The sequence below is a fragment of the Allochromatium palmeri genome, from assembly GCF_009720725.1.
In the GTDB taxonomy this organism is placed as follows: Bacteria; Pseudomonadota; Gammaproteobacteria; order Chromatiales; family Chromatiaceae; genus Thermochromatium; species Thermochromatium palmeri.
This window is the reverse complement of record NZ_WNKT01000012.1, coordinates 68,312-91,311: the sequence shown is the minus strand read 5'-3', so window position 1 is coordinate 91,311 and position 23,000 is coordinate 68,312. Positions and strand designations below refer to the sequence as shown.

Annotated in this window: 20 protein-coding genes and 1 pseudogene; 15 read left to right on the top strand and 6 right to left on the bottom strand. The window is 64.1% G+C overall.

Annotation, left to right across the window (positions count from 1 at the left end; all coding sequences use genetic code 11):
* Positions 1–187: 187 nt before the first annotated feature.
* Positions 188–346, bottom strand: a pseudogene (locus GJ668_RS08035) (AAA family ATPase); the annotation flags it as partial.
* 31 nt (positions 347–377) lie between these two features.
* The gene (locus GJ668_RS08030; protein WP_425482480.1) at positions 378–536 is read right to left on the bottom strand and encodes a DUF29 family protein; all 159 of its coding nucleotides are present in this window, start codon (positions 534–536) and stop codon (positions 378–380) included.
* A gap of 310 nt (positions 537–846) precedes the next feature.
* Between GJ668_RS08030 and GJ668_RS08025 the strand changes: the two genes are divergently transcribed.
* From GJ668_RS08025 to GJ668_RS07995, 7 genes are all read left to right on the top strand, one after another.
* Positions 847–2,295, top strand: coding sequence for a dynamin family protein (locus GJ668_RS08025; RefSeq protein ID WP_155449627.1), 1,449 nt, complete (start codon positions 847–849; stop codon positions 2,293–2,295).
* A 15-nt stretch (positions 2,296–2,310) separates the two neighbouring features.
* Positions 2,311–3,378: a quinolinate synthase NadA gene (gene nadA / locus GJ668_RS08020; RefSeq protein WP_155449626.1), complete on the top strand. Its 1,068-nt coding sequence runs from the start codon at positions 2,311–2,313 to the stop codon at positions 3,376–3,378.
* 196 nt (positions 3,379–3,574) lie between these two features.
* Positions 3,575–4,129, top strand: coding sequence for a NapC/NirT family cytochrome c (locus GJ668_RS08015; RefSeq protein ID WP_155449625.1), 555 nt, complete (start codon positions 3,575–3,577; stop codon positions 4,127–4,129).
* Between the two features lie 33 nt (positions 4,130–4,162).
* A complete protein-coding gene (locus GJ668_RS08010) occupies positions 4,163–5,134 on the top strand; it encodes an ankyrin repeat domain-containing protein (RefSeq protein WP_155449624.1) in 972 nt (323 codons plus the stop codon).
* A 136-nt stretch (positions 5,135–5,270) separates the two neighbouring features.
* On the top strand, positions 5,271–5,870 hold the full coding sequence (locus tag GJ668_RS08005; protein ID WP_155449623.1) for a c-type cytochrome: 600 nt from the start codon (positions 5,271–5,273) through the stop codon (positions 5,868–5,870).
* A 15-nt stretch (positions 5,871–5,885) separates the two neighbouring features.
* Positions 5,886–7,181 carry a sulfide-cytochrome-c reductase gene (gene fccB / locus GJ668_RS08000; RefSeq protein ID WP_155449622.1) on the top strand — a complete coding sequence of 432 codons (1,296 nt, stop codon included), beginning with the start codon at positions 5,886–5,888 and terminating at the stop codon, positions 7,179–7,181.
* A gap of 111 nt (positions 7,182–7,292) precedes the next feature.
* A complete protein-coding gene (locus tag GJ668_RS07995; RefSeq protein WP_155449640.1) occupies positions 7,293–9,554 on the top strand; it encodes a tRNA(Met) cytidine acetyltransferase TmcA in 2,262 nt (753 codons plus the stop codon).
* A 151-nt stretch (positions 9,555–9,705) separates the two neighbouring features.
* On the opposite strand, the gene GJ668_RS07990 is transcribed toward GJ668_RS07995, so the two are convergent.
* Genes GJ668_RS07990 through GJ668_RS07980 form a run of 3 tightly spaced genes read right to left on the bottom strand, consistent with a single transcriptional unit; the run spans position 9,706 to position 12,271 of the window.
* Positions 9,706–10,359 carry a flavin prenyltransferase UbiX gene (locus GJ668_RS07990; RefSeq protein ID WP_343032191.1) on the bottom strand — a complete coding sequence of 218 codons (654 nt, stop codon included), beginning with the start codon at positions 10,357–10,359 and terminating at the stop codon, positions 9,706–9,708.
* A complete protein-coding gene (gene mpl, locus GJ668_RS07985; RefSeq protein ID WP_155449620.1) occupies positions 10,340–11,704 on the bottom strand; it encodes a UDP-N-acetylmuramate:L-alanyl-gamma-D-glutamyl-meso-diaminopimelate ligase in 1,365 nt (454 codons plus the stop codon). Before mpl ends, GJ668_RS07990 begins: the two co-directional genes overlap by 20 nt.
* Positions 11,705–11,755: 51 nt before the next feature.
* Positions 11,756–12,271: a hypothetical protein gene (locus tag GJ668_RS07980; protein ID WP_186342968.1), complete on the bottom strand. Its 516-nt coding sequence runs from the start codon at positions 12,269–12,271 to the stop codon at positions 11,756–11,758.
* Positions 12,272–12,618: 347 nt separating this feature from the next.
* Here GJ668_RS07980 and GJ668_RS07975 point away from each other — a divergent pair, with 347 nt between their 5' ends.
* The 5 genes from GJ668_RS07975 to GJ668_RS07955 all read left to right on the top strand — a co-directional run bounded on the left by GJ668_RS07975 (position 12,619) and on the right by GJ668_RS07955 (position 20,551).
* The gene (locus tag GJ668_RS07975; RefSeq protein WP_155449619.1) at positions 12,619–13,608 is read left to right on the top strand and encodes a hypothetical protein; all 990 of its coding nucleotides are present in this window, start codon (positions 12,619–12,621) and stop codon (positions 13,606–13,608) included.
* 70 nt (positions 13,609–13,678) lie between these two features.
* Positions 13,679–14,332 (top strand): high frequency lysogenization protein HflD, encoded by a 654-nt coding sequence (gene hflD, locus GJ668_RS07970; RefSeq protein ID WP_155449618.1) that lies wholly within the window; start codon positions 13,679–13,681, stop codon positions 14,330–14,332.
* On the top strand, positions 14,329–17,094 hold the full coding sequence (locus GJ668_RS07965; protein ID WP_155449617.1) for a hybrid sensor histidine kinase/response regulator: 2,766 nt from the start codon (positions 14,329–14,331) through the stop codon (positions 17,092–17,094). Before hflD ends, GJ668_RS07965 begins: the two co-directional genes overlap by 4 nt.
* A gap of 117 nt (positions 17,095–17,211) precedes the next feature.
* Positions 17,212–19,875 (top strand): aconitate hydratase AcnA, encoded by a 2,664-nt coding sequence (gene acnA, locus GJ668_RS07960; protein WP_155449616.1) that lies wholly within the window; start codon positions 17,212–17,214, stop codon positions 19,873–19,875.
* Between the two features lie 169 nt (positions 19,876–20,044).
* Entirely contained in the window at positions 20,045–20,551 is a 507-nt protein-coding gene (locus GJ668_RS07955) for a hypothetical protein (protein WP_155449615.1), read from the top strand.
* Positions 20,552–20,616: 65 nt separating this feature from the next.
* Here the strand turns inward: GJ668_RS07955 and GJ668_RS20105 are convergent, their stop codons facing one another.
* Positions 20,617–20,799, bottom strand: a complete 183-nt coding sequence (locus tag GJ668_RS20105; RefSeq protein ID WP_186342967.1) for a hypothetical protein — start codon at positions 20,797–20,799, stop codon at positions 20,617–20,619.
* Between GJ668_RS20105 and GJ668_RS07945 the strand changes: the two genes are divergently transcribed.
* From GJ668_RS07945 to hslO, 3 genes are all read left to right on the top strand, one after another.
* A complete protein-coding gene (locus GJ668_RS07945) occupies positions 20,798–21,121 on the top strand; it encodes a thiamine-binding protein (RefSeq protein WP_155449613.1) in 324 nt (107 codons plus the stop codon). The two genes, GJ668_RS20105 and GJ668_RS07945, sit on opposite strands and share 2 nt — an antisense overlap.
* On the top strand, positions 21,118–21,954 hold the full coding sequence (locus GJ668_RS07940; RefSeq protein WP_155449612.1) for a metallophosphoesterase family protein: 837 nt from the start codon (positions 21,118–21,120) through the stop codon (positions 21,952–21,954). Before GJ668_RS07945 ends, GJ668_RS07940 begins: the two co-directional genes overlap by 4 nt.
* Positions 21,955–22,029: 75 nt before the next feature.
* Entirely contained in the window at positions 22,030–22,902 is an 873-nt protein-coding gene (gene hslO, locus GJ668_RS07935) for an Hsp33 family molecular chaperone HslO (protein WP_155449611.1), read from the top strand.
* The last annotated feature ends 98 nt before the right edge of the window (positions 22,903–23,000 follow it).

Sequence of the window (23,000 nt, the reverse complement as noted above, 5' to 3'; positions counted from 1 at the left end):
AGGCTGGCGTCACGGCGCGCGCCAAGGTGCTCGTAGAGGCGTTGGCGGAAACGCTGGAGCGATTCCAGGCTATCTTTCAACATGCAAGTGGTCATCGTTCGCTCTCCTCTGCAGAGGACTTGTCTACTCCAACTGTATGTGAGCGAACGATTTTTGCCAGCTGGTAAGATACTTTGTCCAAAGTCCAAATGGAGAGCAGCAAGCTTTTGCCGAAGCGGCGCGGGCGCAGGAAAATCAGTTGATCGCCGGCGGCTTCCAGCATGGGAATCCGATCCGTGCGATCAAGATACCAATACCCCTGCTCGCGCAATTTGCCAAAATCGCTCAGACCATAGGGAAAGTGCATGGGCGCTCAACTCCTGGGGCCAGATCGGCGTTCAAGCATATCGCATCGCCCGCTTTGGGGAAAAGATCAGGATCGAGACCGGTGTCAAGTGCCCGATGAGCACAGCCAAGCGATTCGCTAACTGATGCTGCTCCGATTTCCCCATCTCCGCGACCTCCTCGGCCAAGTGCTTCAAGTCCAGCATCTCCAGACGCCCTTGTTATAGCTCCTTCGCGGCACATGATCACACGGGACGCAACATGGACGTGGGGGCGAGCGGTTGCTGCGGGAGCATCGGGATGGCTGGACTCTGAATGGCGATGAGAGCGGGAGTTTAGCGTCAGGCGTTTTACAGGGCGACATCGGGCTGGAGGACGAAGGAGCCGCACGGCTACCTTCAACCCTATGTTAGGTGTAATATTTCGCCCTATTTTCCGTGGCACCCAAGCCCCCGCCCCTGCCAACTCATCGCGACATCCGCGCCCGCTCAACTCAATTTACAGTAACCGAGGAATCCCCCGATGACGTCAACGGCCGACGCCCTGCAGCAACGTCTGTCTGAGCTCGAATCCCATCTGGAGCAGGAAAACCCCGTACTCCTGAGCGCGGTCAAAAGCTTCCGGGTGCTCGACCGCGTGGCCTATCGCATGGGTCTGATGGAGCCGAATCAGTCCTTCGCCACCCAGATCCCCTGGTGGCCGCTGATCTCGATCCTGGGCACCTTCTCGGCCGGCAAGTCGACCTTCATCAACTATTACCTGGGCCACAAGCTCCAGCGCTCGGGCAACCAGGCCGTCGACGATCGCTTCACGGTCGTCGTCTACAGCCCAGAGAACGTCAGCCATACCCTGCCCGGCGTGGCGCTCGACTCCGACCCGCGCTTCCCCTTTTTCCGCATGTCGCACGCCATCGAGGAGGTCGCCGGTGGCGAGGGCAGCCGTATCGACACCTATCTCCAGCTCAAGACCTGCAACAGCGAGCGACTGCGCGGCAAGATCATCATCGACTCGCCCGGATTCGACGCCGACGCCCAGCGTACCGGCGTGCTGCGCATCACCGATCACATGATCGACCTCTCGGATCTGGTGCTGGTGTTTTTCGACGCCCGCCATCCCGAACCGGGCGCCATGCGCGACACACTCAGGCATCTGGTCTCAGACACCATCAAGCGCGCCGACTCGGGCAAGTTCCTCTACATCCTCAATCAGCTCGACTCAGCCGCCGGCGAGGACAACCCCGAGGATGTAGTCGCCGCCTGGCTGCGCTCGATCGGCGAGGCGGGCCTGACGGCTGGACGCTTCTACACCATCTATTGCCCCGAAGTCGCGATCCACATCCCCGACGAGCACCGGCGCAAACGCTTCGAAAAGAAACGCGACGAGGATCTCAACGATATCTATCGGCGCATGGAGCATGTCGAGGTCGAGCGCGCCTATCGCATCATCGCCGCGCTGCGCAAGAGCGCGACCGACTTCACGCGCGACTCGGTACCCCTGCTCCAGGAAGCCATGCGCCGCTGGCGCCGGCGTACCCTGGTCACGGATATCCTGCTGCTGCTCGGGGGCGTCGGCGCCTTCATGGCCTGGAGCCTCCAGTCCCAGCACTGGCAGGGCATGAGCTATCGCGCCGAATGGCTGGAACTGGTCAAGACCATCCCCTGGGGTCCGGCAAGCCTGGAAGGCGTCCTGCTGGCACTGGTCATCCTGACCCATTTTGCCGTGCGCCATCTGACCGCGCTCAGTCTGCTGCCCTGGCTGCACAAGCGGGTCGAGAAGAGCACACCGCCCGGCCATGTCGTCGCCGCGTTCAAACGCAATACTCGCTTCTGGCGACCCATGATCCTCGGACGTCCATTCGGCTGGGGCCGCAAGACGCGCAACGAGCTCGACGAGGTCTTGCAGAGCTGCGAGAGCTATATCCAGACCCTGAACGAGCGGTTCACCAACCCCAACCGCTTGCCCAAGGACTGAGGGCGGAGCACGCATATGGCCAATCCCTCGCCCGTGGAGCTTCCAATCCGTTCGATCGCCGTCCCGCCGCATCCGCAGTGGCCTGAGTTGAGCGACACGGAGACGGCCGCGCTCAAGTCACGCATCCGCCAATTGCTCAAGGACCGCAACGCCGTCCTGGTCGCCCATTACTACACCGACCCCGAGCTTCAGTCGCTCGCCGAGGAGACGGGCGGCACGGTCGCCGACTCGCTGGAGATGGCGCGTTTCGGCACTGAGACCAAGGCCGAGACCCTGGTCGTCTGCGGTGTGCGCTTCATGGGCGAGACGGCCAAGATCCTCAATCCCGAGAAGCGGGTGCTGATGCCGGATCTGCGGGCGACCTGCTCGCTCGATGAGGGCTGTCCGACCGACGAGTTCACGGCCTTCTGTGACGCCCATCCGGATCACACCGTCGTCGTCTATGCCAACACCAGCGCGGCGGTCAAGGCACGCGCCGACTGGATGGTCACCTCCAGCATCGCCCTGCCCGTGGTCGAGCATCTGGCCGCGCGCGGCGAGAAGATCCTCTGGGCGCCCGACAAACATCTCGGGCACTATGTCGAGCGCGTGACCGGGGCCGAGATGCTGCTCTGGAACGGCGCCTGTGTGGTGCACGAAGAGTTCAAATCCTTCGCCCTGGAGCGCGTGCGCCGGCTGCATCCGGACGCAGCGGTGCTGGTGCATCCCGAAGCGCCCGATGACGTGGTCGATCAGGCCGACGTGGTCGGCTCGACCACCCAACTGATCCGCGCAGTCGTTGAACTGCCGAACCGCGAGTTCATCGTCGCCACCGATGCCGGCATCTTCTGGAAGATGCGCCAGATCGCCCCGGACAAGATCCTCATCCCCGCCCCGACCGCCGGCGAGGGCGCAACCTGCGAGAGCTGCGCCCACTGCCCCTGGATGGCGATGAACGCGCTCCAGAATCTCGAACAGGTGCTCCTGACCGGCGATCAGGAGATCCACGTCGAGCCGGCCATCCGCGCACGCGCCGTCGTCTCCATCCAGCGCATGCTCGACTTCGCCCGCGAACGCGGCATCAGGCGTCTGGCAAGCACCTGATCCCTCTCTCCCCGCGCACGAGGCCACGCCTCGATGGCCACGTGCGCTCAATCGAACACTATACATTCCGACCGGCTTTGCTTTAAGATCCATGACAATTGTCAATCAACGCGCCGTTCGATGAGCCACCCGCCGGCTCCGAGCGGTCGATCAGAGCGGCGTTATTCAAAGCCGCCAGCCGTTGGAGGATGTCTGCATGTCGAAGCCCGAGGCTTCTTCGGTCAAGCGCTTTTCACTACTCGCACTGGGGTTGATGTTCGTCGGAGGCATCGTCTTCGTCTGGGCGATCGACTTCGGCATCAAGACCACCAATACACTCGAATTCTGCACCTCGTGTCACACGATGCAGACCAATTTCGAGGAGTACAAGGCGTCGCTTCACTACAAAAACACCTCGGGCGTCCAGGCCACCTGTGCCGACTGTCATGTGCCCAAGGCACTCGGCCCCAAGCTCTTCACCAAGATCGTGGCCGCCAAGGACGTCTATCACGAAGTCATGGGCACCATCGACACACCCGAAAAGTTCGAGGCCCGGCGCTGGCATCTCGCCAACATGGTCTGGAAGCGTATGGAAGCGAATGATTCGCGCGAGTGCCGCACCTGCCACGCCTTCGACAGCATGGATCTCTCCGAGCAGACCCGCTCGGCGCGTAGCCGTCACTCAGCCGCCGAGGACAAGGGCCAGACCTGTATCGACTGCCACAAGGGCGTGGCCCATCACGAGCCAACCGAGCCGGACGACGCCTCCTGATCCGGGAGACGCCGCGCACGCCAAGAGGCCGCCATGGACCCACATCGCACATTCCGTCTTCGCGCTCCGCTGCTCGCCTTCGCGCTGTTCCTGGCCGCTCCAGTCGTCTGGGCCGCTGAGACAGATCTTGAGACCGAGCTGCGGCTGAACGCCATGATCGGCGACACCGAGACCGCCACCCAACTGCTCGACCAGGGCGCGCATGTCGACGCACCAAATCAGTTCGGCAAGACCGCGCTCATGTTCGCCGTCGAGGGCGATGACCTGGAGACCGTCGCCCTGCTCCTGAGCCGTGGCGCCGACGTCAATGCCCGCACCGTCGCCGGCTGCACGCCCCTGACTTTCGCCGCCGAGTCCGGACACATCGGCATCAGTGCCCTACTCCTGGAGCGCGGCGCCCATGTCCATGATCGCACTCGCTCCGGCTGGGACGCGCTCATGATCGCCTCGCGTCATGGCATCGCCGACATGGTCGAGCAGCTGCTGTTCAAGGGCGCCGACCCCAAGGCCGCAGATCGTGAGGGGCGAACCGCCCTGATGCAGGCCGCCTCGAAAGGTGAGACCGCCGTGCTGCCCCTGCTGGTCCAGGGCGGTGCGGATCTGGAGGCACGCGACACGGAGGGCGCCACGGCGCTGCTCATCGCCGCCGATCAGGGGCATGTCGGCGTCGTCGAGACGCTCGCCGGACTCGGCGCCCGGCTCGACGCGGTCGATGCGCTCGGCTCGACCGCGCTCATCCTGGCCGTTGGACACGGTCATGTCGAGATGGTCGAACGCCTGCTCGCCATGGGCGCCGATCCGAATCGACAAGACCAGGAAGGCACGACGGCCCTGATGGAAGCGGTCGCCACCGATCATGCCGAACTCATCGAGCGGCTCATCGCGGCCAGCGCCCGGACGGATCTCAAGGACAACGCTGGACGGACGGCCGCCGACATCGCCGTCCAACTGGGCCATCAACAGGCCATGGCGCGCCTGACAGCAGAGGCTTCTAAAACGCCTTGAACCGGATCGACCTGGAGGCAACCCGCGCTCGCACGGGTGCCTGACAGGTTTGTACGACATCCCGCATTCAACCCATAACCTCATAACAAAAACGGTTGGATTACTGCATCAAACCAAGAAGGAGAGGAGCAACACCATGACCCCAGGCACCACGAGATTCACGCTCGCGGCCAGTGTGCTGGCCCTTGGACTCGCGTCCAACGTCAGCGCCGAACCCAACGCCGAGATGCTGGCTAACAACTGCGCCGGCTGCCACGGTACCCACGGCAACAGTGTCGGCCCGGCCTCGCCCTCGATCGCCGAGATGGACCCGATCGTCTTCGTCGAGGTGATGGAAGGCTTCAAGAACGGCGAGATCGCCTCGACCATCATGGGCCGCATCGCCAAGGGCTACTCGACCTCGGAGTTCGAGAAGATGGCCGGCTACTTCAAGCAGCAGACCTATCGGCCGGCCGAGCAGTCCTTCGACACGGCACTCGCCGACAAGGGCGCCAAGCTGCACGACAAGTACTGCGAGAAGTGCCATGTCGAAGGCGGCAAGCCGCTCGCCGACGAGGAGGACTATCACATCCTCGCCGGTCAGTGGACGCCCTATCTCCAGTACACCATGTCGGACTTCCGCGAGGAGCGCCGGCCGATGGAAAAGAAGATGGCGAGCAAGCTCAGGGAATTGCTCAAGGCCGAGGGTGATGAAGGACTCGACGCACTCTTTGCCTTCTACGCCAGCCAGCAATAATCGGGGGAGACGGACATGACGTTGAACAGACGCGATTTCATCAAGACCTCGGGCGCTGCCGCGGCGGCGGTCGGTATCCTGGGTTTCCCGCACATCGCCTTCGGTGCCGGACGTAAGGTAGTCGTGGTCGGCGGCGGTACGGGCGGCGCGACGGCGGCCAAGTACATCAAGCTCGCCGACCCCGGCATCGAGGTCACGCTGATCGAGCCGAACAAGGATTACTACACCTGCTATCTGAGCAACGAAGTCATCGGCGGCGATCGTCAGCTCGAATCGATCAAGCAGGGCTACGATGGACTCCGGGCGCATGGCATCCAGGTGGTGCACGACAGTGCCACCGGCATCGATCCCGACAAGAAGCTGGTCAAGACCGCCGGTGGGGCCGAATTCGGCTACGACCGCTGCGTGGTCGCCCCAGGCATCGAGCTGATCTACGACAAGATTGAGGGCTACAGCGAGGAAGCAGCCTCCACGTTGCCGCACGCCTGGAAAGCCGGCGAGCAGACAGCCATCCTGCGCAAGCAGCTTGAGGACATGAAGGATGGTGGCACCGTGATCATCGCGCCCCCGGCCGCGCCCTTCCGCTGTCCGCCCGGACCCTATGAGCGCGCCAGCCAGGTCGCCCATTATCTGAAGGCCCACAAGCCCAAGTCGAAGGTCATCATCCTCGACAGCAGCCAGAAATTCTCCAAGCAGCCTCAGTTCACCAAGGGTTGGGAGCGGCTCTATGGTTTCGGCACCGAGAACGCCCTGATCGAATGGCATCCGGGGCCGGACGCGGCCGTGGTCAAGGTCGATGGCAGCGAGATGATGGTCGAGACCTTTTTTGGCGACGAGTTCAAGGCCGATGTCATCAACCTCATCCCGCCACAGCGCGCGGGTAAGATCGCGCAGATCGCCGGACTGACCAATGACGCCGGCTGGTGTCCGATCGACATCAAAACCTTTGAGTCCAAAATCCACGCCGGCATCCATGTGATCGGCGACGCCTGTATCGCCGCCGCCATGCCCAAGTCGGGCTATTCGGCCAACAGCCAGGGCAAGGTCGCCGCCGCCGCCGTGGTGGCGCTGCTCAAGGGCGAGGAGCCGGGCACGCCGTCCTATATCAACACCTGTTACTCGATCCTGGCGCCGACCTATGGGATCTCGGTCGCGGCCATCTATCGACCGGCCGCCGATGGTTCGGCCATCGAGTCGGTACCGGATTCGGGCGGCGTCACGCCGGTCGATGCGCCGGATTGGGTGCTGGAGCGCGAGGTGCAGTACGCCTATAGCTGGTACAACAACATCGTGCACGATACCTTCGGCTAAGCACGAGAGCGCAAGATCCCTGGATCTTGACTTCAAGGGGCCATTGGCCCCTTTTTTGTGGCTTCGGGTTCAATCGAGAGGCCAACGCCGACGATGTCAGACAGGATCTTAATGGAGACCGAGCAGGGTACCGGACCAGCCTGCCTGGGCGGATTGCCCGCAGCTCAGTGGTTTCGTGTCCAGCGCGAGTCGGCGCAGGCGCGTGGTCATCGTTTGACACTCTGGCTGCGCGGATCGCCTGAGTGGACGGCGGCTGGCGCACGCCGGGTCGTCGCGGCCCTGCCCGAACTCGATCGGGTCTGTCTCGCCGAGCGCCCGATCCTCGCCGAACCGAGCCGACCGCTACGCACGGCGACACGTCTGCTGGGTCAGGATCTGGAGCTCTTGATCCTCGACGTACATAGCGGATTCGACCCCGATGGCTTCGGGGCGGCCACGGGGGCGATTCGAGGCGGCGGACTTCTGGTTCTGCTGACGCCGCCCGTGGCCGAGTGGGCGTGCCGGCCTGATCCGCAGGCCGAGCGGATCGCGGTCTGGCCATTCGCGGCCACAGAATTGAGCCGAGGCTTCATCGCGCGTCTCATCAGCGTGCTGGAATCGGACCCGACTGTCGTGCGCATCGACCAGGACCATCTGGAGTCGATGATCGGGTCGGTTGAGGACACCTGTCTAACTGAGATCAGCCCCCTGGAGGCGGCCTCATCCCATGACCTGTCTCGTCCCTCCACACCCGATCAGGCTCTGGCTGTTGATGCCATCCTCAAGACGGCGCATGGACGTGCACGACGCCCGCTGGTCCTGACTGCGCATCGCGGACGCGGCAAAAGCGCGGCGCTCGGCCTGGCTGCCGGACGTCTCCTGGTCGAAGGCGGACGGCGTCTGCTGGTGACCGCACCAAGGCGTGCGGCCGTCGAGACGCTCTACCGTCATGCCGAGGCGGTCTGGATCGAGGCCGCGTACAGCGCCAGCCCCAGCAACACCTGTGACGCCGCGACCGGACTCCAGTCGCTCGCCTTCCACTCCCCCGCCGAACTGCTCGAACATGGCCCCGAGGCCGATCTGCTCCTGGTCGACGAGGCGGCCGGCATCCCGGCCCCCGTGTTGACGGCGCTGCTGGAACGCTATGGCCGCATCGTCTTTGCCAGCACCGTGCATGGCTACGAGGGCACCGGACGCGGATTCGAGATTTGTTTCCGCGACACCCTGGAGCGCCTGACGCCCAACTGGCGCGCCATCAGCCTGGACACGCCCATCCGCTGGGCGGACGACGATCCGCTCGAACCTCTGGTCTTTCGTGCGCTTCTGCTCGATGCGGCGCCGGCGCCACGCGAGGCCATCCTGGCCGGCGCCGCTGTCGATCCAGTCGACCCAAGCGCCGAGTGGCTCGATCGCGATGCCCTACTCGGCGACGAGGCGACACTGCGCGAACTCTTCGGCCTGCTGGTGCTCGCTCATTATCAGACCCGTCCGCTGGATCTGCGGATGCTGCTCGATGGACCCAATGTGCGCGTGCTGGTACTGCGCCAAGCCGGACATCTGGTCGGCACCCTGCTCGTTGCCGAGGAAGGCGGGATGCTCGATCCGGCGCTGCGTGCCGCCATCTTTCGCGGCCAACGCCGACCGCGCGGCCATCTGTTGCCACAAACGCTTTCGGCGCATGCGGGTTTGATGGATGCCCCGCTCCATCGCTATTGGCGCGTGATCCGCATCGTCGTGCACCCGGCCGTGACCGGACAGGGGCTGGGGCAGCGTCTGCTGGCCGAACTCGAACGCGCGGCCCGCATCGAACGAATCGATCTCCTGGGCGCCAGCTTTGGGGCCACGACCGAGCTGCTGGAGTTCTGGTGTGCCTGTGGTTTCGTGCCGGCTCAGATCGGCGTCAGCCGCAATGCCGCCAGCGGTGAACACGCGGCTGTGGTGCTTCGGGCCATCTCGGAGCAGGGCGCGCGGTTGCTTGAAAAGGCCCTCAGACGTCTGGCCTCCAGTCTGCCGGTCTGGTTGGCGGGTCCATTGCGAGCACTCGACTCCGTGATTGCGGCGACGATCATCGCCGCCCTGCCCCCGCCGGACACGGATGTGGCGGAGCTGACGTCACCAACGGCTGTGACTGACTGGCGACTTGAGCTGGAGGCCTTCGTCGAAGGACATCGGACGCTGGAGTCGAGTCTGCCGCTGCTGGCTGAACTGACGTACCAGCGTTTGGCTGCGGCGCTGAGTGCCGGCTGGATCGATCGGGATGAGTCCGCGCTGCTGGTCGCGGTCACGTTGCAATTCCAGCCGCTCACTGGACTGGCACGCCGTTTCGAGGCCCGAGGCCGCGAGGCGCTCCTGGCGCGACTGCGCCAAGTAGGCGGGCGACTCATCGGTCGATGACCCGAATCCCGCCCATAAAAAAAGCGCGACCCAGGGTCGCGCTCAAAAAATTACCACCAAAGGAGGATGGAGGAGTGTACTGGAGCCGAGAGCTTCAGTACATCAACAGTTTCTTATGTACTGAGATGATTGTCAACCATCCAAATCGATTTCAATCGCCCCAGCGTTTGACGAGTCTGTGTGAGACACCGAGATGGTCCAGGACGCGGGCGACCATGAAATCGACGATATCCTCGATCCGGCGCGGATTGTCGTAGAACCCCGGATTGGCCGGCATGATGGTCGCGCCCGCCTGAGCCAGACGCAGCATGTTCTCCAGATGAATGGTCGAGAATGGCGTCTCGCGCACGACCAGAATCAGCGGACGGCGCTCCTTGAGCGAGACATCCGCCGCGCGCTCGATCAAGCAACTCGACAGCCCGGCGGCCAGGCGGCCCAGCGTCCCCGCCGTACAGGGACAGACCACCATGGCCTCGGCCGGATGACTGCCGCTGGCCACGGGCGCGGTCCACTCCTGACGCCCGAACACCCGGAGCTGACCCGGCGCGGCCTGGAAACGTTCGCTCAGGAAGACTTCGGCCTCGTTGGCGCGCGCCGGCAGCTCCAGCCCGGTCTCCATCTTGACGACTACCTGGGCGGCCTGCGAGATCAGCAGATAGACCCGGATCCCGGAGCGGATCAGGCATTCGATCAGGCGCAGACCATAGTGCGCACCAGACGCCCCTGTGAGCGCGACCGTGATCGTCCGTGGCCAGTCCCAGTCCGGTCGGCGATCTTCGATCGACTCAGCGGCTGTATTTGACACGCAGTGCATCCAGAAGTCGTTGATGGATACCGCCAAAACCACCGTTGCTCATGACCAGGATCTGATCGCCCGGTTGACTGTCAGCCACTACCTGCTCGACGAGCGGCTCGATGGCCGTCTGTACTGCCAGCCGTTCGCCCAAACCGGCGAGCACGGCGGCCGCGTCCCAGCCCAGATCCGGCGGCGCATGAAGATAGACCTGATCAGCCGTCTCCAGCGAGGCCGCCAGCTCGGCATTGTGCGTGCCCAGACGCATGGTGTTGGAACGTGGCTCCAGCACCGCCAGAATCCGCTGCTCTCCGACCCGGCGACGCAGGCCGTCGAGCGTGGTGGCGATGGCGGTCGGATGATGGGCGAAGTCGTCGAAGACACAGATACCCTCCACCTCGCCGCGCAATTCCAGACGGCGCTTCACGCCCTGGAAGCGTCCGAGCGATTCGATGGCCACGCCGACCGGAACGCCGGCATGACGCGCCGCGGCCAGGACCGCGAGCGCGTTCTGGACATTGTGCAGTCCACTCTGTCCCCAATCGACGACACCAGCCTCGACGTCGTGCAGCCAGACCCGAAAGCGCGAACCGTCCGGCTCGATCAGCTCGGCGCGCCAATCGCCCTCGGCACCGAAGGTCTCACGCGGCGTCCAGCAGCCGAGACCGATGACCGTATCCACCGCCGGTACCCCGGCCGGATGCACGATCAGCCCGCTGCCCGGAACGGTACGCACCAGATGATGAAACTGACGCTGGATCTGCCCCAGATCCTCGAAGATGTCGGCATGATCGAACTCCAGATTATTGAGGATGAGCGTGCGCGGGCCGTAATGGACGAACTTGGAGCGCTTGTCGAAAAAGGCCGTGTCGTATTCATCCGCTTCGACGACGAAGAAGGGCGCTGACCCTAAACGCGCTGAGACGCCGAAATCGTGCGGCACGCCACCGATCAGGAATCCAGGATCGAGTCCGGCATCCTCCAGCACCCAGGCCAGCATACTGGCCGTGGTCGTCTTGCCGTGCGTGCCGGCCACGGCCAGCACCCAGCGCTCGCGCAACAGGTTCTCGCGCAGCCACTCGGGGCCGGAGCAATAGCGCATGTCGCGGTCGAGCATGGCCTCGACGGACGGGATGCCGCGCTTCATGGCATTGCCGACCACCACCACATCGGGCGGCGGATCGAGATGTGCGGCCTCATAGCCCTGCATGAGTTCGATCCCGGCCGCTTCCAGTTGGGTGCTCATGGGCGGATAGACATTGGCGTCCGACCCCGTGACCCGATGACCCAGTGCACGCGCCAGCAGTGCGATTCCACCCATGAAGGTGCCGCAGATTCCAAGGATGTGTAGATGCATGAGTGGGTTCCGAAAAGGCCGGTAAGCTGGAGTGTCCGCAGCGTCGAGGTGTCAGACACCGCTGAAAAGGCTGCTCACCAGGGTGACAGCCACGATCTGGAAGGCCACAGCGATCGCCGAACCCTGACCGAGCGTGATGGAGAAGGCGTGTCTCAGGATATGGCCCGTGACCAGGATGCCCCAGATCACCAGGCCCAGCAGCAGGAAGGCGCCGAGCGCGGCCAGATCGCTCTCCTGGCTGCCGGTCGGATTGAGGCTGAGCGGCGGAATGGCCACCAGACCGAGCATCGCGCCGCTGCCGAGCAAGGCCGTGGCCGTTTGCAGAAAACGCGGGCGCCGCTTGAGCTGTGTCAGTGCCGCATAGAGTGCCATCAGCATCAGCAGGATCTCAGCGAGACCTTGAAGCAGGCTCGTCAGCCAGGAGAGTCCGGCCGTAATCCCGACCAGCACACCAATCACCAGATCGGCGAGCAGCACCACCCCCAGAAGCATCTCAGAGGCTGGCAGATCCTGCGGCGGACGGCGCAGCAGACAGAGTTCGACGAAAAACTTGATCAGGGCCTGCACAAGAAGACTTCCCGGCTCACTCGATAGAATGACATATCGCCCATGATAACCACACCGGCTCCAAATACGGAGCACTATCGACAGACGGCGCTCGATCGGCGCGCTTAAAGCCATTGTAACTTCGTCGCCGACCATTATATATTTCACCGGGTTCGAGGCCGTGACCTTGGCCATCCCCCAAGACCTCCCGACACATCCTCCCAAACAGTATCCAGACCGGCACCGGTCGAAAATTGATGAGGCTCGAAGTGAACCCGCGCTTGAAGGTCATTGCCTGCTGTATAGCGATTGCGTCCCTGTTGCTTTCGGCCTGCGCGAGCGGCCCGAAAACCGCGTCCGATGGATCGATGCCGTCGAGCGGTCCGCCGATCGATACGGCGCTTCTGCCGCATCTGATGCTGCCGGGCGCTACCATGGACGAGGTCAGATCGCTGGCCCTGGGCGCGGCACGCAGTCGTGGCTGGACGGTCAGGCTCACCGATTCGACCAACGATCGTCTGGTCGTCGAGCGTCCGGCGGATGCCTCGATCCTGGCGCTGGCCACGCCTGGCATGGTCACCGCGCCTGGATCGATGCTCGAAGTCACGACCCTGCTCAAGGACGATGGCGGCGGTCTGGAGGTTGCCACTCTGGCCGAGGTCGTCACTCCGCCCTATGATGGACGTCCGGCGGCGCGCCTCGACTACACCGAGCAGTTCCGCGACCCGCTCATGCAGTCGCTCGAGTCGTTGCGTGAACGCTGGATGCGTGATCGCGAGCGTCTGGCGCGCGCGGCGCCACCGCCTGAAGGTTGGAAAAGTGCCTGGGAGGAGCCATCCACGCCGGAAACCGCCCCCACGACCGTCGCAGATGCGGTCGAGTTCGCCGATGACGCCGAGACGGCTCAAGCCAAACCGCCAACGCCAATTGCGCCAGCGGCGGCAAGCACGAGCATGAGCATGAGTACGCCCTCGACCGCGCCGCGCGTGAGCACCGGGACCAGCGTGCAAAGCCCCCTGCCCCAGGCCAACACTGGCTCCGGCATTCCGATTCCAACCTATGCTCGACCAGCGCCCGAGTGGAAAGGCCCCTCGCCTGCCCCGGCCCCGGCGGTCAACACACAGGTAGCCGCGCGGGAGAACATGATGTCACTGCCGTCGACAGCCACGACCGGCGCGCGCGTACTCTGGTCAGCCAATGCCGAACAATATGCCCGCCAGCGTGGTTGTCAGGTCTCAGCGGGTGGAGCCCAGTTGATCGAGTCGCGTCAGGATGGTGAAGTGCATAGAGTTCCCTGTCAGGGCAGCGACAGTTTTCTGATCCACTGTCAGGACGGTCTCTGCCAAGGGCTTCTTTAGCCGGCAGCCCTGGTGCCACTCTGGCTGAACGCGATCGATCAAACGCCCACGAATACCGAGATCTAAACCCATGCCCCATACCAACCTAGAGCGAGTCATCGCCCTAGCTGGCATCTATCAGGCCGTCAACTGTGTCACCCGCATCGCCCGTCAGGGTTCGGCCGACTCTGAGAGTATGCAGCCCTGTATCCATAGTCTGTTCCAGGTCGATGCCGAAAACGTCGAATTGGTTTTTGGCGAGCCGGGCGCACTGGCCAATGGCGCGCGCCAGCTCGTCGCTCAGTTGACCGGGCAGCCCGAGCGCGACCTGGAGATGACCCGCTATGTGGTCCAGGTCATCAAGCTCGAACGCGAACTGGCCAGGCGCCCCGATCTACTCGCGATCCTCGGAGACGGTATCCGCGAGGCCGAGGCCAAGCGCGCCCATTTCGACCTGCTTCATCTGAACCTGCTGGCCCATTTCGCCGAACTCTACAGCCAGACGCTCAGTCATCTGCAGCCGCGTATCCTGATCCACGGCGATCCGCTGCATCTGCGCAACCCCGACCACCAGAACCGCCTCCGCGCGCTGCTGCTCGCCGCCGTGCGCTCGGCGCGGCTGTGGCGTCAGGTCGGCGGCTCGCGCTGGCAACTGCTGTTTTGGAACCGACCGATCCTGGACGACGCGCGCCGTTATATCCAAGGCACCTCCTGCTTGGATTCGGATCGCGAGCGGATCGAATGAGGCCGCTCGCGCTACGCACCTCGCAGATCATCTGGCTGGCGACCGCCAGCCTGGCCGTAGTCGTCGGCATCGCCCTCGCGACCCGAGCCGCCACCCAACAGCTCCAGACCCAGTTCGCCTTCGAAAGCGAGCAGGCGGTTGCGCTCAACGCCGTCATTCTGGAACGGATGCTGATCGAGGTCAGCCGCGACCTGCGCTATCTGGCGCAAAGCCGCGCATTGGCCGACGCGATCGAAGACACGAGTGCCCCACGGCTCGACAGTGTGTCTGGCGATTGGCGTCTCTTCGTCTCGGCCAAGCCGCAATACGACCAGATCCGCTGGATCGATAAGCACGGTTGGGAGCGTATCCGCGTCAATCAGTCGCCGAACGGCCCGGTAGCCGTACTGGACACGGAGCTACAGAACAAAGCCGATCGCTACTACTTCACCGACGCCATGCGGCTGCCGGCCGGCGACATCTATGTCTCGCCGCTGGATTTGAACATCGAGCACGGCGTCATCGAACAGCCGCGCAAGCCGATGCTGCGTCTGGCCAAGCGTCTGTTCGATCGCGACGGCAACAGTCATGGCATCGTCATCGTCAACTATCTGGCCCTGAATCTGCTCGAAGCCCTGGTTAATCTGCACAGATCCGACATCTGGCTACTCAATCGGGACGGCTATTGGCTCCGCGCTACCAACGCGGCCGACGAATGGGGGTTCATGTTCGCGCGACCGGATCTCACGCTGGCGCAGCGCTATCCGGCGGCCTGGGCGCGCATCGTCCAGGATCGAAGCGGACAGTTCGAGACGGCAGACGGCCTCTGGAGCTTCGATACCCTGATACCCGCCTTGGTGATGGCCGGCGATCGGGGCGCGCGCCTGTTCGCGCCCGGTACGCCGGCATGGCTGGACAGCACCTCGAGCACCGCCGATGGCCGCGAGTTCTGGAAAGTGGTCAGGCATGTGCCGCTGAGTGAATACAGCGCCGAGCTCCAGGCGATCTGGCTGCGCTATGGCGGTTTGCTGCTCGGCCTGCTGGCGATCGTCTTCGGGTCCGCTCGCGCCCTGCAGCGCAGTCAGCTTCGCGAGATCGAGGCCCACGAAGCCATGGCGCGTCTCGAAGCCGCCGAGGCGCGCGCTGCCAGCGAGGCCAAGAGCGCCTTCCTCGCCAACATGAGCCACGAAGTGCGCACGCCGATGAACGCGGTACTCGGTTTTCTCGACATGCTGCTCGACACCCCGCTCGCTCACGAGCAGCGCGCCCTGGTGCAAAAGATCAAGAACTCGGCGCGAGCACTGCTGGACATCATCAACGATATTCTCGACTTCTCCAAGATCGATGCCGGCAAGGTGGAACTGGAGTCGACGCCGTTCCAGCTCGAACGGGTGCTGCGCGAATGCGTCGAGCTGTTCGATATCGCCGCAGCCGAGAAAGGTCTGGAGATGATCATCGACGCTCCCGCGACACTTGCTGGACGCTATTGCGGCGATCCGCTGCGATTGAGCCAAATCCTCAACAACCTGATCGGCAACGCCATCAAGTTCACCGCGCGCGGGAGCGTGGTGATCGCCGTGCGGGCCTTCGGCGACGAAGACACGCGGCGCCGGCTGCGCTTCGAGGTGCGTGACACCGGGATCGGCCTGAGTTCCGAGCAGGCGGCGCGGCTGTTCCAGCCCTTCACCCAGGCCGACGTCTCCACCACGCGCCGCTTCGGCGGCACGGGTCTCGGGCTGAGCATCTGCAAAGGTCTCGTCGAACTGATGGGAGGAACGATCGGCGTCGAAAGCCGTGAGGGCGAGGGAGCAACCTTCTGGTTCGAGCTGCCGCTCGCGGTCGCAGATGCCGGCGGGTCGGCACTGCCGGATGCCGTCTTGAGCAAGCCAGTCGCCTCCTCACCGCTCTTCGATGCCATCGCCGTCGATCTCCAGGCGCACGCCGCGCGGATCCGGGGCGCCGAGTTGCTGCTGGTGGAAGACAACCCGACCAACCAGGAGATCGCGCAAGCGATACTGCGCAAGATGGGACTGCGGGTGAGCGTGGCCAACAATGGCCGCGAAGCCTTGGAGTGGCTCGCCGAGCATGAGGCCGAGCTGATCCTCATGGATCTGCAGATGCCGGTAATGGACGGACTCGAAGCCACTGCGGCCATCCGCGCCACCGACTGGGGCCGGGAACGGCCGATCATCGCCATGACCGCCGCGGCCTTTCCGGAAGACCGTCAGCGTGTGCTCGACGCGGGCATGAACGACTATGTCAGCAAGCCCATCGATCCACAGCAACTGCTCATCACTCTGCTGCGCTGGCTGCCGGCGCGCCCCGACACCGCCGCCCCGACACCGCCGGCGGCGGAAACCGAGTCCATCACGACTGCGTCATCGGTCGCGGCGCCGACAACGCCGGAGATCCGGCTTGCGGGCTTCGATCTGGCCGCGACCCGGCGCCGCCTGGATTGCGATGACCCCTTGCTGACCCGGATCCTGCGTGGATTCATGCACGACTTTGCGGACTGGCCGGCCGAGTTCGCCGCCGCGCGTGCCGAGAACGAGACGAGCTGTCTGCAACGCTTGGCCCACACCCTGAAGGGTGCCGCCGGCAATGTCGGCGCCGTCGAGGTCGCGGCAACGGCCGAGGCACTCGAGCATGCACTGACCCAAGGGGCGGACGCGAACCGGATCGACGACCTCCATGCACAGTGTCTGGCCGCGCTGAGTGCCGCCATTGAGTCACTGCGCGATTTTCTGGCCACAGAGACGCCGGCGTCGGCCATCGAGCCCTGAGCGCGTCGCGATCATGTCGATTTCGTTGCAGTGCAGCATATGGAATATCCGACCACCGGACGCTAGAATCGAGTACTCCAAACGATAAAGAACCGTTCCATACCACCGGAGCCCTCGATGCCCAATAGCTTCAACGCCAAGTCCACCCTGAACGTCGCCGGCCAGGAGTACGAGATCTTCAAGCTCGACGCCGTGCCCAACAGCGCGCGCCTGCCGTTCTCGATCAAGATCCTGCTGGAGAACCTGCTGCGTAACGAGGACGGCGTGACCGTCACGCGCAAGGACATCGAGTACTTCAGCCAGTGGAACCCCCAGGCCGAGCCGGACAAGGAGATCCAGTACCGCCCGGCGCGCGTGCTGATGCAGGACTTCACCGGCGTGCCGGCGGTGGTGGATCTGGCGGCGATGCGCGATGCCATGCGCGTGCTCGGCGGCGATCCGACCAAAATCAACCCGCTCCAGCCCGCCGAGCTGGTCATCGACCATTCGGTGCAGGTCGATCACTTCGGCTCGGATGGCGCCTTCGCCCTCAACGCGGAGCTTGAGTTCCAGCGCAATCAGGAGCGCTACAAGTTCCTGAAATGGGGCCAGCAGGCGTTCGACGGCTTCAAGGTCGTGCCGCCCGACACCGGCATCGTGCATCAGGTCAATGTCGAGTATCTGGCGCGCGTGGTCTTCCCCAAGTTGCTCGACGGCAAAACCCAGGCCTATTTCGATACCTGTGTCGGCACCGACTCGCATACGACCATGGTCAATGGCATCGGTGTGCTTGGCTGGGGCGTGGGCGGCATCGAGGCCGAGGCGTCGATGCTCGGTCAGCCGGTGTCGATGCTGGTGCCCAAGGTCGTGGGCTTCAAACTCACCGGCACTCTGAAGGAAGGCGTGACCGCGACCGATCTGGTGCTGACCATCGTCGAGCAACTGCGCAAGCATGGCGTGGTCGGCAAGTTCGTCGAGTTCTACGGCCCGGCGATCGCCAGCCTGCCGATGGGCGAGCGCAACACCATCGCCAACATGGGGCCTGAGTATGGCGCGACCTGCGGACTGTTCCCCATCGATCAGGTCACGCTCGACTATCTGCGTCTGACCGGACGCGACGAGCATCAGATCGCGCTGGTCGAAGCCTACTGCAAGGCGCAGGGCGTATGGCACACAGCCGATGCGCCCGAGGCCGCGTATTCCGAGACCCTGGAGCTGGATCTGGGCGACGTGGTGCCCTCGCTCGCCGGACCGAAGCGTCCGCAGGATCGCGTCGCGCTGACCGATATGGCGAGCCACTTCCCCAAGGCGCTCGCCGCGCTCAAGGCCGAACGCAATCTGCCGACCAAGGGGCCAGCCAAGGCGCTGATCGACGGCCAGGAGGTCGAGATCTCGGACGGCTCGATCGTGGTCGCGGCCATCACCTCCTGTACCAATACCTCGAACCCGAGCGTGCTGATCGGCGCGGGACTGGTGGCCAAAAAAGCGGTCGAGCTGGGGCTGAAGCGCGCGCCCTGGGTCAAGACCGCCTTCGGTCCCGGCTCGATGGCCGTCACCCGCTATCTCGACCGCGCCGGACTGACCGAGCCGCTCAAGACGCTCGGCTTCCACAACGTCGGCTATGGCTGCACGGTCTGTATCGGCAACACCGGCCCGCTGCCCGAGCCGGTCTCCAAGGCCATCGCCGACAATGAGCTGTGCGCGGTCTCGATCCTGTCGGGCAACCGCAACTTCGAGGGCCGGGTCCATGCCGAGGTGCGCATGAACTATCTGGCCAGCCCGCCGCTGGTCGTGGCCTATGCCATCGCCGGTCGCATCGACATCGATCCCTACAACGACCCGCTGACCACGGATGCCAAGGGCAACCCGGTCTATCTCAAGGACATCTGGCCGACTCAGGACGAGGTCAAAGCCGCCATCGCCGAGTTCGTCACGCCCGCTGAGTTTACGGCCGCCTATGCCGATGTGTTCGCCGGAGACACGCGCTGGCAGTCGCTTGACGCCGTGGCCACCCAGACCTATGACTGGCCGGCCGATTCGACCTATATCCAGGAACCGCCCTATTTCAAGGGTATGAGTCTGGAGGTCGCCCCGGTCGAAGACATCAGCGGCGCACGCTGCCTGGCCGTGCTCGGTGACTCCATCACCACCGACCACATCTCGCCCGCCGGTTCGATCAAGCCCAACTCGCCGGCCGGCAAGTATCTGATCGAGCATGGTGTGGACCCGAAGGACTTCAACAGTCTCGGCTCGCGGCGCGGCAACCACGAGGTCATGATGCGCGGCACCTTCGCCAACATCCGGCTCCGTAACCTGATGGCGCCGGGCACCGAAGGCGGCGTGACCCTGCATCAGCCCAGCCAGGAACAGATGTCGATCTATGACGCGGCCATGCAGTATCAGGCCGAGGGTACGCCCGCCATCGTCATCGCCGGTAAGGAATACGGCTCGGGTTCCTCGCGCGACTGGGCGGCCAAGGGGCCGCGTCTGCTCGGCATCCGCGCCGTCATCGCCGAAAGCTATGAGCGTATCCACCGCTCCAATCTGGTCGGCATGGGCATCCTGCCGCTTCAGTTCATGGCGGGTGACAATGCCGCTGCGCTCGGCCTGACCGGCACCGAGACCTTCGACATCGTCGGTCTGAACGGCGGCGAGGCCAAGCAGGTCGAAGTCCGTGCGACTGGTGCCGATGGGTCGGTGAAGACCTTCCAGGCGCGGGTGCGTATCGATACGCCGAACGAGGTGGATTACTACCGTCACGGCGGTATCCTTCAGTACGTACTGCGCAAGCTCGCGGCCTGAGCCTGGGTGATTCACAGCCTGGACGTTCCCTTCCCCCGCCTGGGGAAAGGGAACACAGCCATCGGGGAAGGCTGTGTCATCGTGGTCTGAAAACCGCGCCAAGCTGGATGGCGATGCTCGCATCTGGGTGGTTGGGCAAGGACTACAGGATGGCCTGGAGCACTTGGTCATGTTTGACGCTGTGGCCGGTCGGAGATTCGGTCAACCCGTCAGCGGGAGCTATCGTGATCGCGTGCAGATCCCCAATGATTGGGTCGCTGCGCTTTCGGAGCGCCCACGCAGATTCGTTCTGCACCACAACCACCCGGACAGCGTTTCTCTGTCGCTACGAGATGTATCGCAACTCTCCAAGAAAGGGATTGCCGAAATCGTGGCGGATGGCCATGATGGTTCCTGGTTTGCCGCGCAGCCAGGCGAGAACATGAGCCGGTTCGAGGCCGTTTTGAGCGCTGTCGACTCGGCGATGTTCAAGGCTGTTCGTGAGGCGCAGCGGCGCGGAGCTTCGCTCTCCGGCGTGGAGGCGCATATCGTCAATATGGCGCTGCAACGAGCGGGGATCATCGGCTATCGCTTCGAGCTTTCCGCACCGAAGGCGAATTTCATGCGGCAGGAGTCCGAGTTAGCGTCTCGGATTGTCGAACAGTTGGTGGCTTCTATTGTGAGGGTTCGAACATGATGTTGATTGATGCACCTGAATACTCAGCCGGTCAAGCCGCTTGGGAGCGGTACGTCGAGACGCTGTCACGTTTCGCGCAAAGGAATTCCGATCCGGACGTACTGGCCGAGATCGAGCGCGCCCACCGCATTCTCGCCCTGTTTGCCGAGGATTCGGCCATAGAAGAAGCGGCTTGATCCGCCCGCCAAGACATCGACCGTCGAACGCCGACCGCACAGGCGTTCGCCCAGCAGAGGCGGCGAACCCATGTCCGTGATCCTCGATCTCACCATCTTCCCGACTGATCAGGGGAGCAGTCTCAGCCGGTTCGTCGCGCCTGTGATCGCCATGATCCGCGACAGCGGCTTCGAGCATCAGCTCTCGTCCATGGGCACCCAGGTCGAAACCGACACCCTGCCCGAAGCACTAGCCATCATCGAGCGCGCCAACGCCATCCTGGAGGGATTCGGCGCCGAGCGTGTCTATGTGATCGCCAAGTTCGACATCCGCCCTGGAACGCGCGGACGCCTGACCGGCAAGCTCGACTCGGTGCGCCGCCAGCTCGACGCGCCTGCGGCAGAGCGCCCATGAAGGTCGCCATCTTCTCCGATGTTCAGGGCAATCTGCCGGCCATGGATGAGGCCATCGCGCGCATCCTCGACTGGGGGCCGGATCTGGTGGTCATGGCCGGGGATCTCATCAATCGCGGCCCCAGCAGTCTGGCTTGTCTGGAACGCTTCGACGCACTGAGGCGCACGCGCGGCTGGCTGCCGGTCAACGGCAATCACGAGACCTGGATCCTACGCTGCGGACGCGAGCCGCCGGGCGACGCGCTGGAAGCCGAAATGCGCCTGTTCGCCGACTGGACCTATCGGCAGGTCCAGCCCCGGCTCGATGCGCTCGTCGACTGGCCGGATCATCTCTGTTTCAACGCCGGTGCCGACGATTCCTGGGTGCATGTCACACACGGCACCATGGTCAGCAATCGTCACGGCATCGGCGCCCGCTCAACGGACGAGGAACTGCGCGGCACACTGCCGACCGATCTGGCGCTCTTCGTCACCGCCCACACCCATCGCCCGCTGGAGCGCGTGCTCGACGGGCTGCCCATCCTCAATGTCGGCTCGGTCGGTTCGCCCTTCGATGGCGATCCGCGCGGGAGCTTCGCGTTGCTGACCTTCGAGCACGGTGCCTGGAACTGGGAGATCGTGCGCTTCGCCTATGACCGCCAACAGGCCGCGCGCGACTTCGACGATCTCGGCTTCGTCGAGCACGGCGGGCCGCTAGCGCGCATCCTGTTCGAGGAATGGAAACGCGCCCGACCGCTGATGCCGCTGTGGCGTCGCGATTTCGAGCCGGCGGTGCTGGCCGGCGAGCGTGCGCTGCAACCGGCGGTCGATGAATTCCTGTCGACGCTCGATTGAGCGACAACGGCAATGATCGACGGAACAGACTGCACGCATTCAACGCATTGAACGACACGCACCGAAAATCATTGAATGAACGACTCAGACACACTCTCACGCTTCCTCTTCGAACACGCCGGCATTCGCGGCAATTTGCTCCATCTGGACGCGAGCTGGCGTGCGGTGCTGGAGGCGCATCCCTATCCCGAGCCTGTGGCGTCGCGGTTGGGCGAAGCACTGGCGGCGGCCTCGCTGCTGGCGGCGACCATCAAGTTCGAGGGTTCACTGATTCTCCAGATTCAAGCCTCCGGCCCCATCCGCACCCTGGTCGCCCAGGCCACGCACGCGCGCACGGTGCGCGGTCTGGCACGCTGGGAGGGCGAGGTTCCGGTCGCCGATTCGCTGAGCGAGCAGTTCGGTGAGGGACAACTGGTGCTCACCATCGACCAGGGCCGAGGTCAGCCCTATCAGGGCGTGATCCCACTGGCCGGCGCGCGCCTGACCGACGCCATCGAGCACTATTTCAGCGATTCCGAGCAGATCCCGACCCGACTGTGGCTGGCAGCGGGTCCGTCGCGCGCCTCAGGCCTTTTGCTGCAACGCCTGCCCGAGGCCGATGCGACCGAAGAGGACTGGAATCGCGTGACCCTGCTCGCCGATACCCTGACGTCCAAAGAACTCCTGGGCCTGTCGACCGAACCACTGCTGCACCGACTTTTCCACGAGGAAACCGTGCGCCTGTTCGAGCCGGAGCCTGTGTCCTTTCGCTGCGGCTGCGCGCGCTCGCGCATCGCCGATATGATCAAGCTGCTCGGCGAATCCGATGTCGACAACCTGCTCGACGAACAGGGTGCCGTCGAGGTCACTTGCGAGTTCTGCAATCGGCTCTATCGCTTCGATCCGGTCGATGCGCGCCAGCTCTTTGCCAGCACGACCTGTCACGAGCCGCCGGCCACCCAGCAATGACCCGATAAGGCCCGCCCCCACAAACATCGGCTACCGGCATCACGACATCGCAGGCTATACTCCTGACCAGACAGACTAGTTTGATACAGGAGGGTATG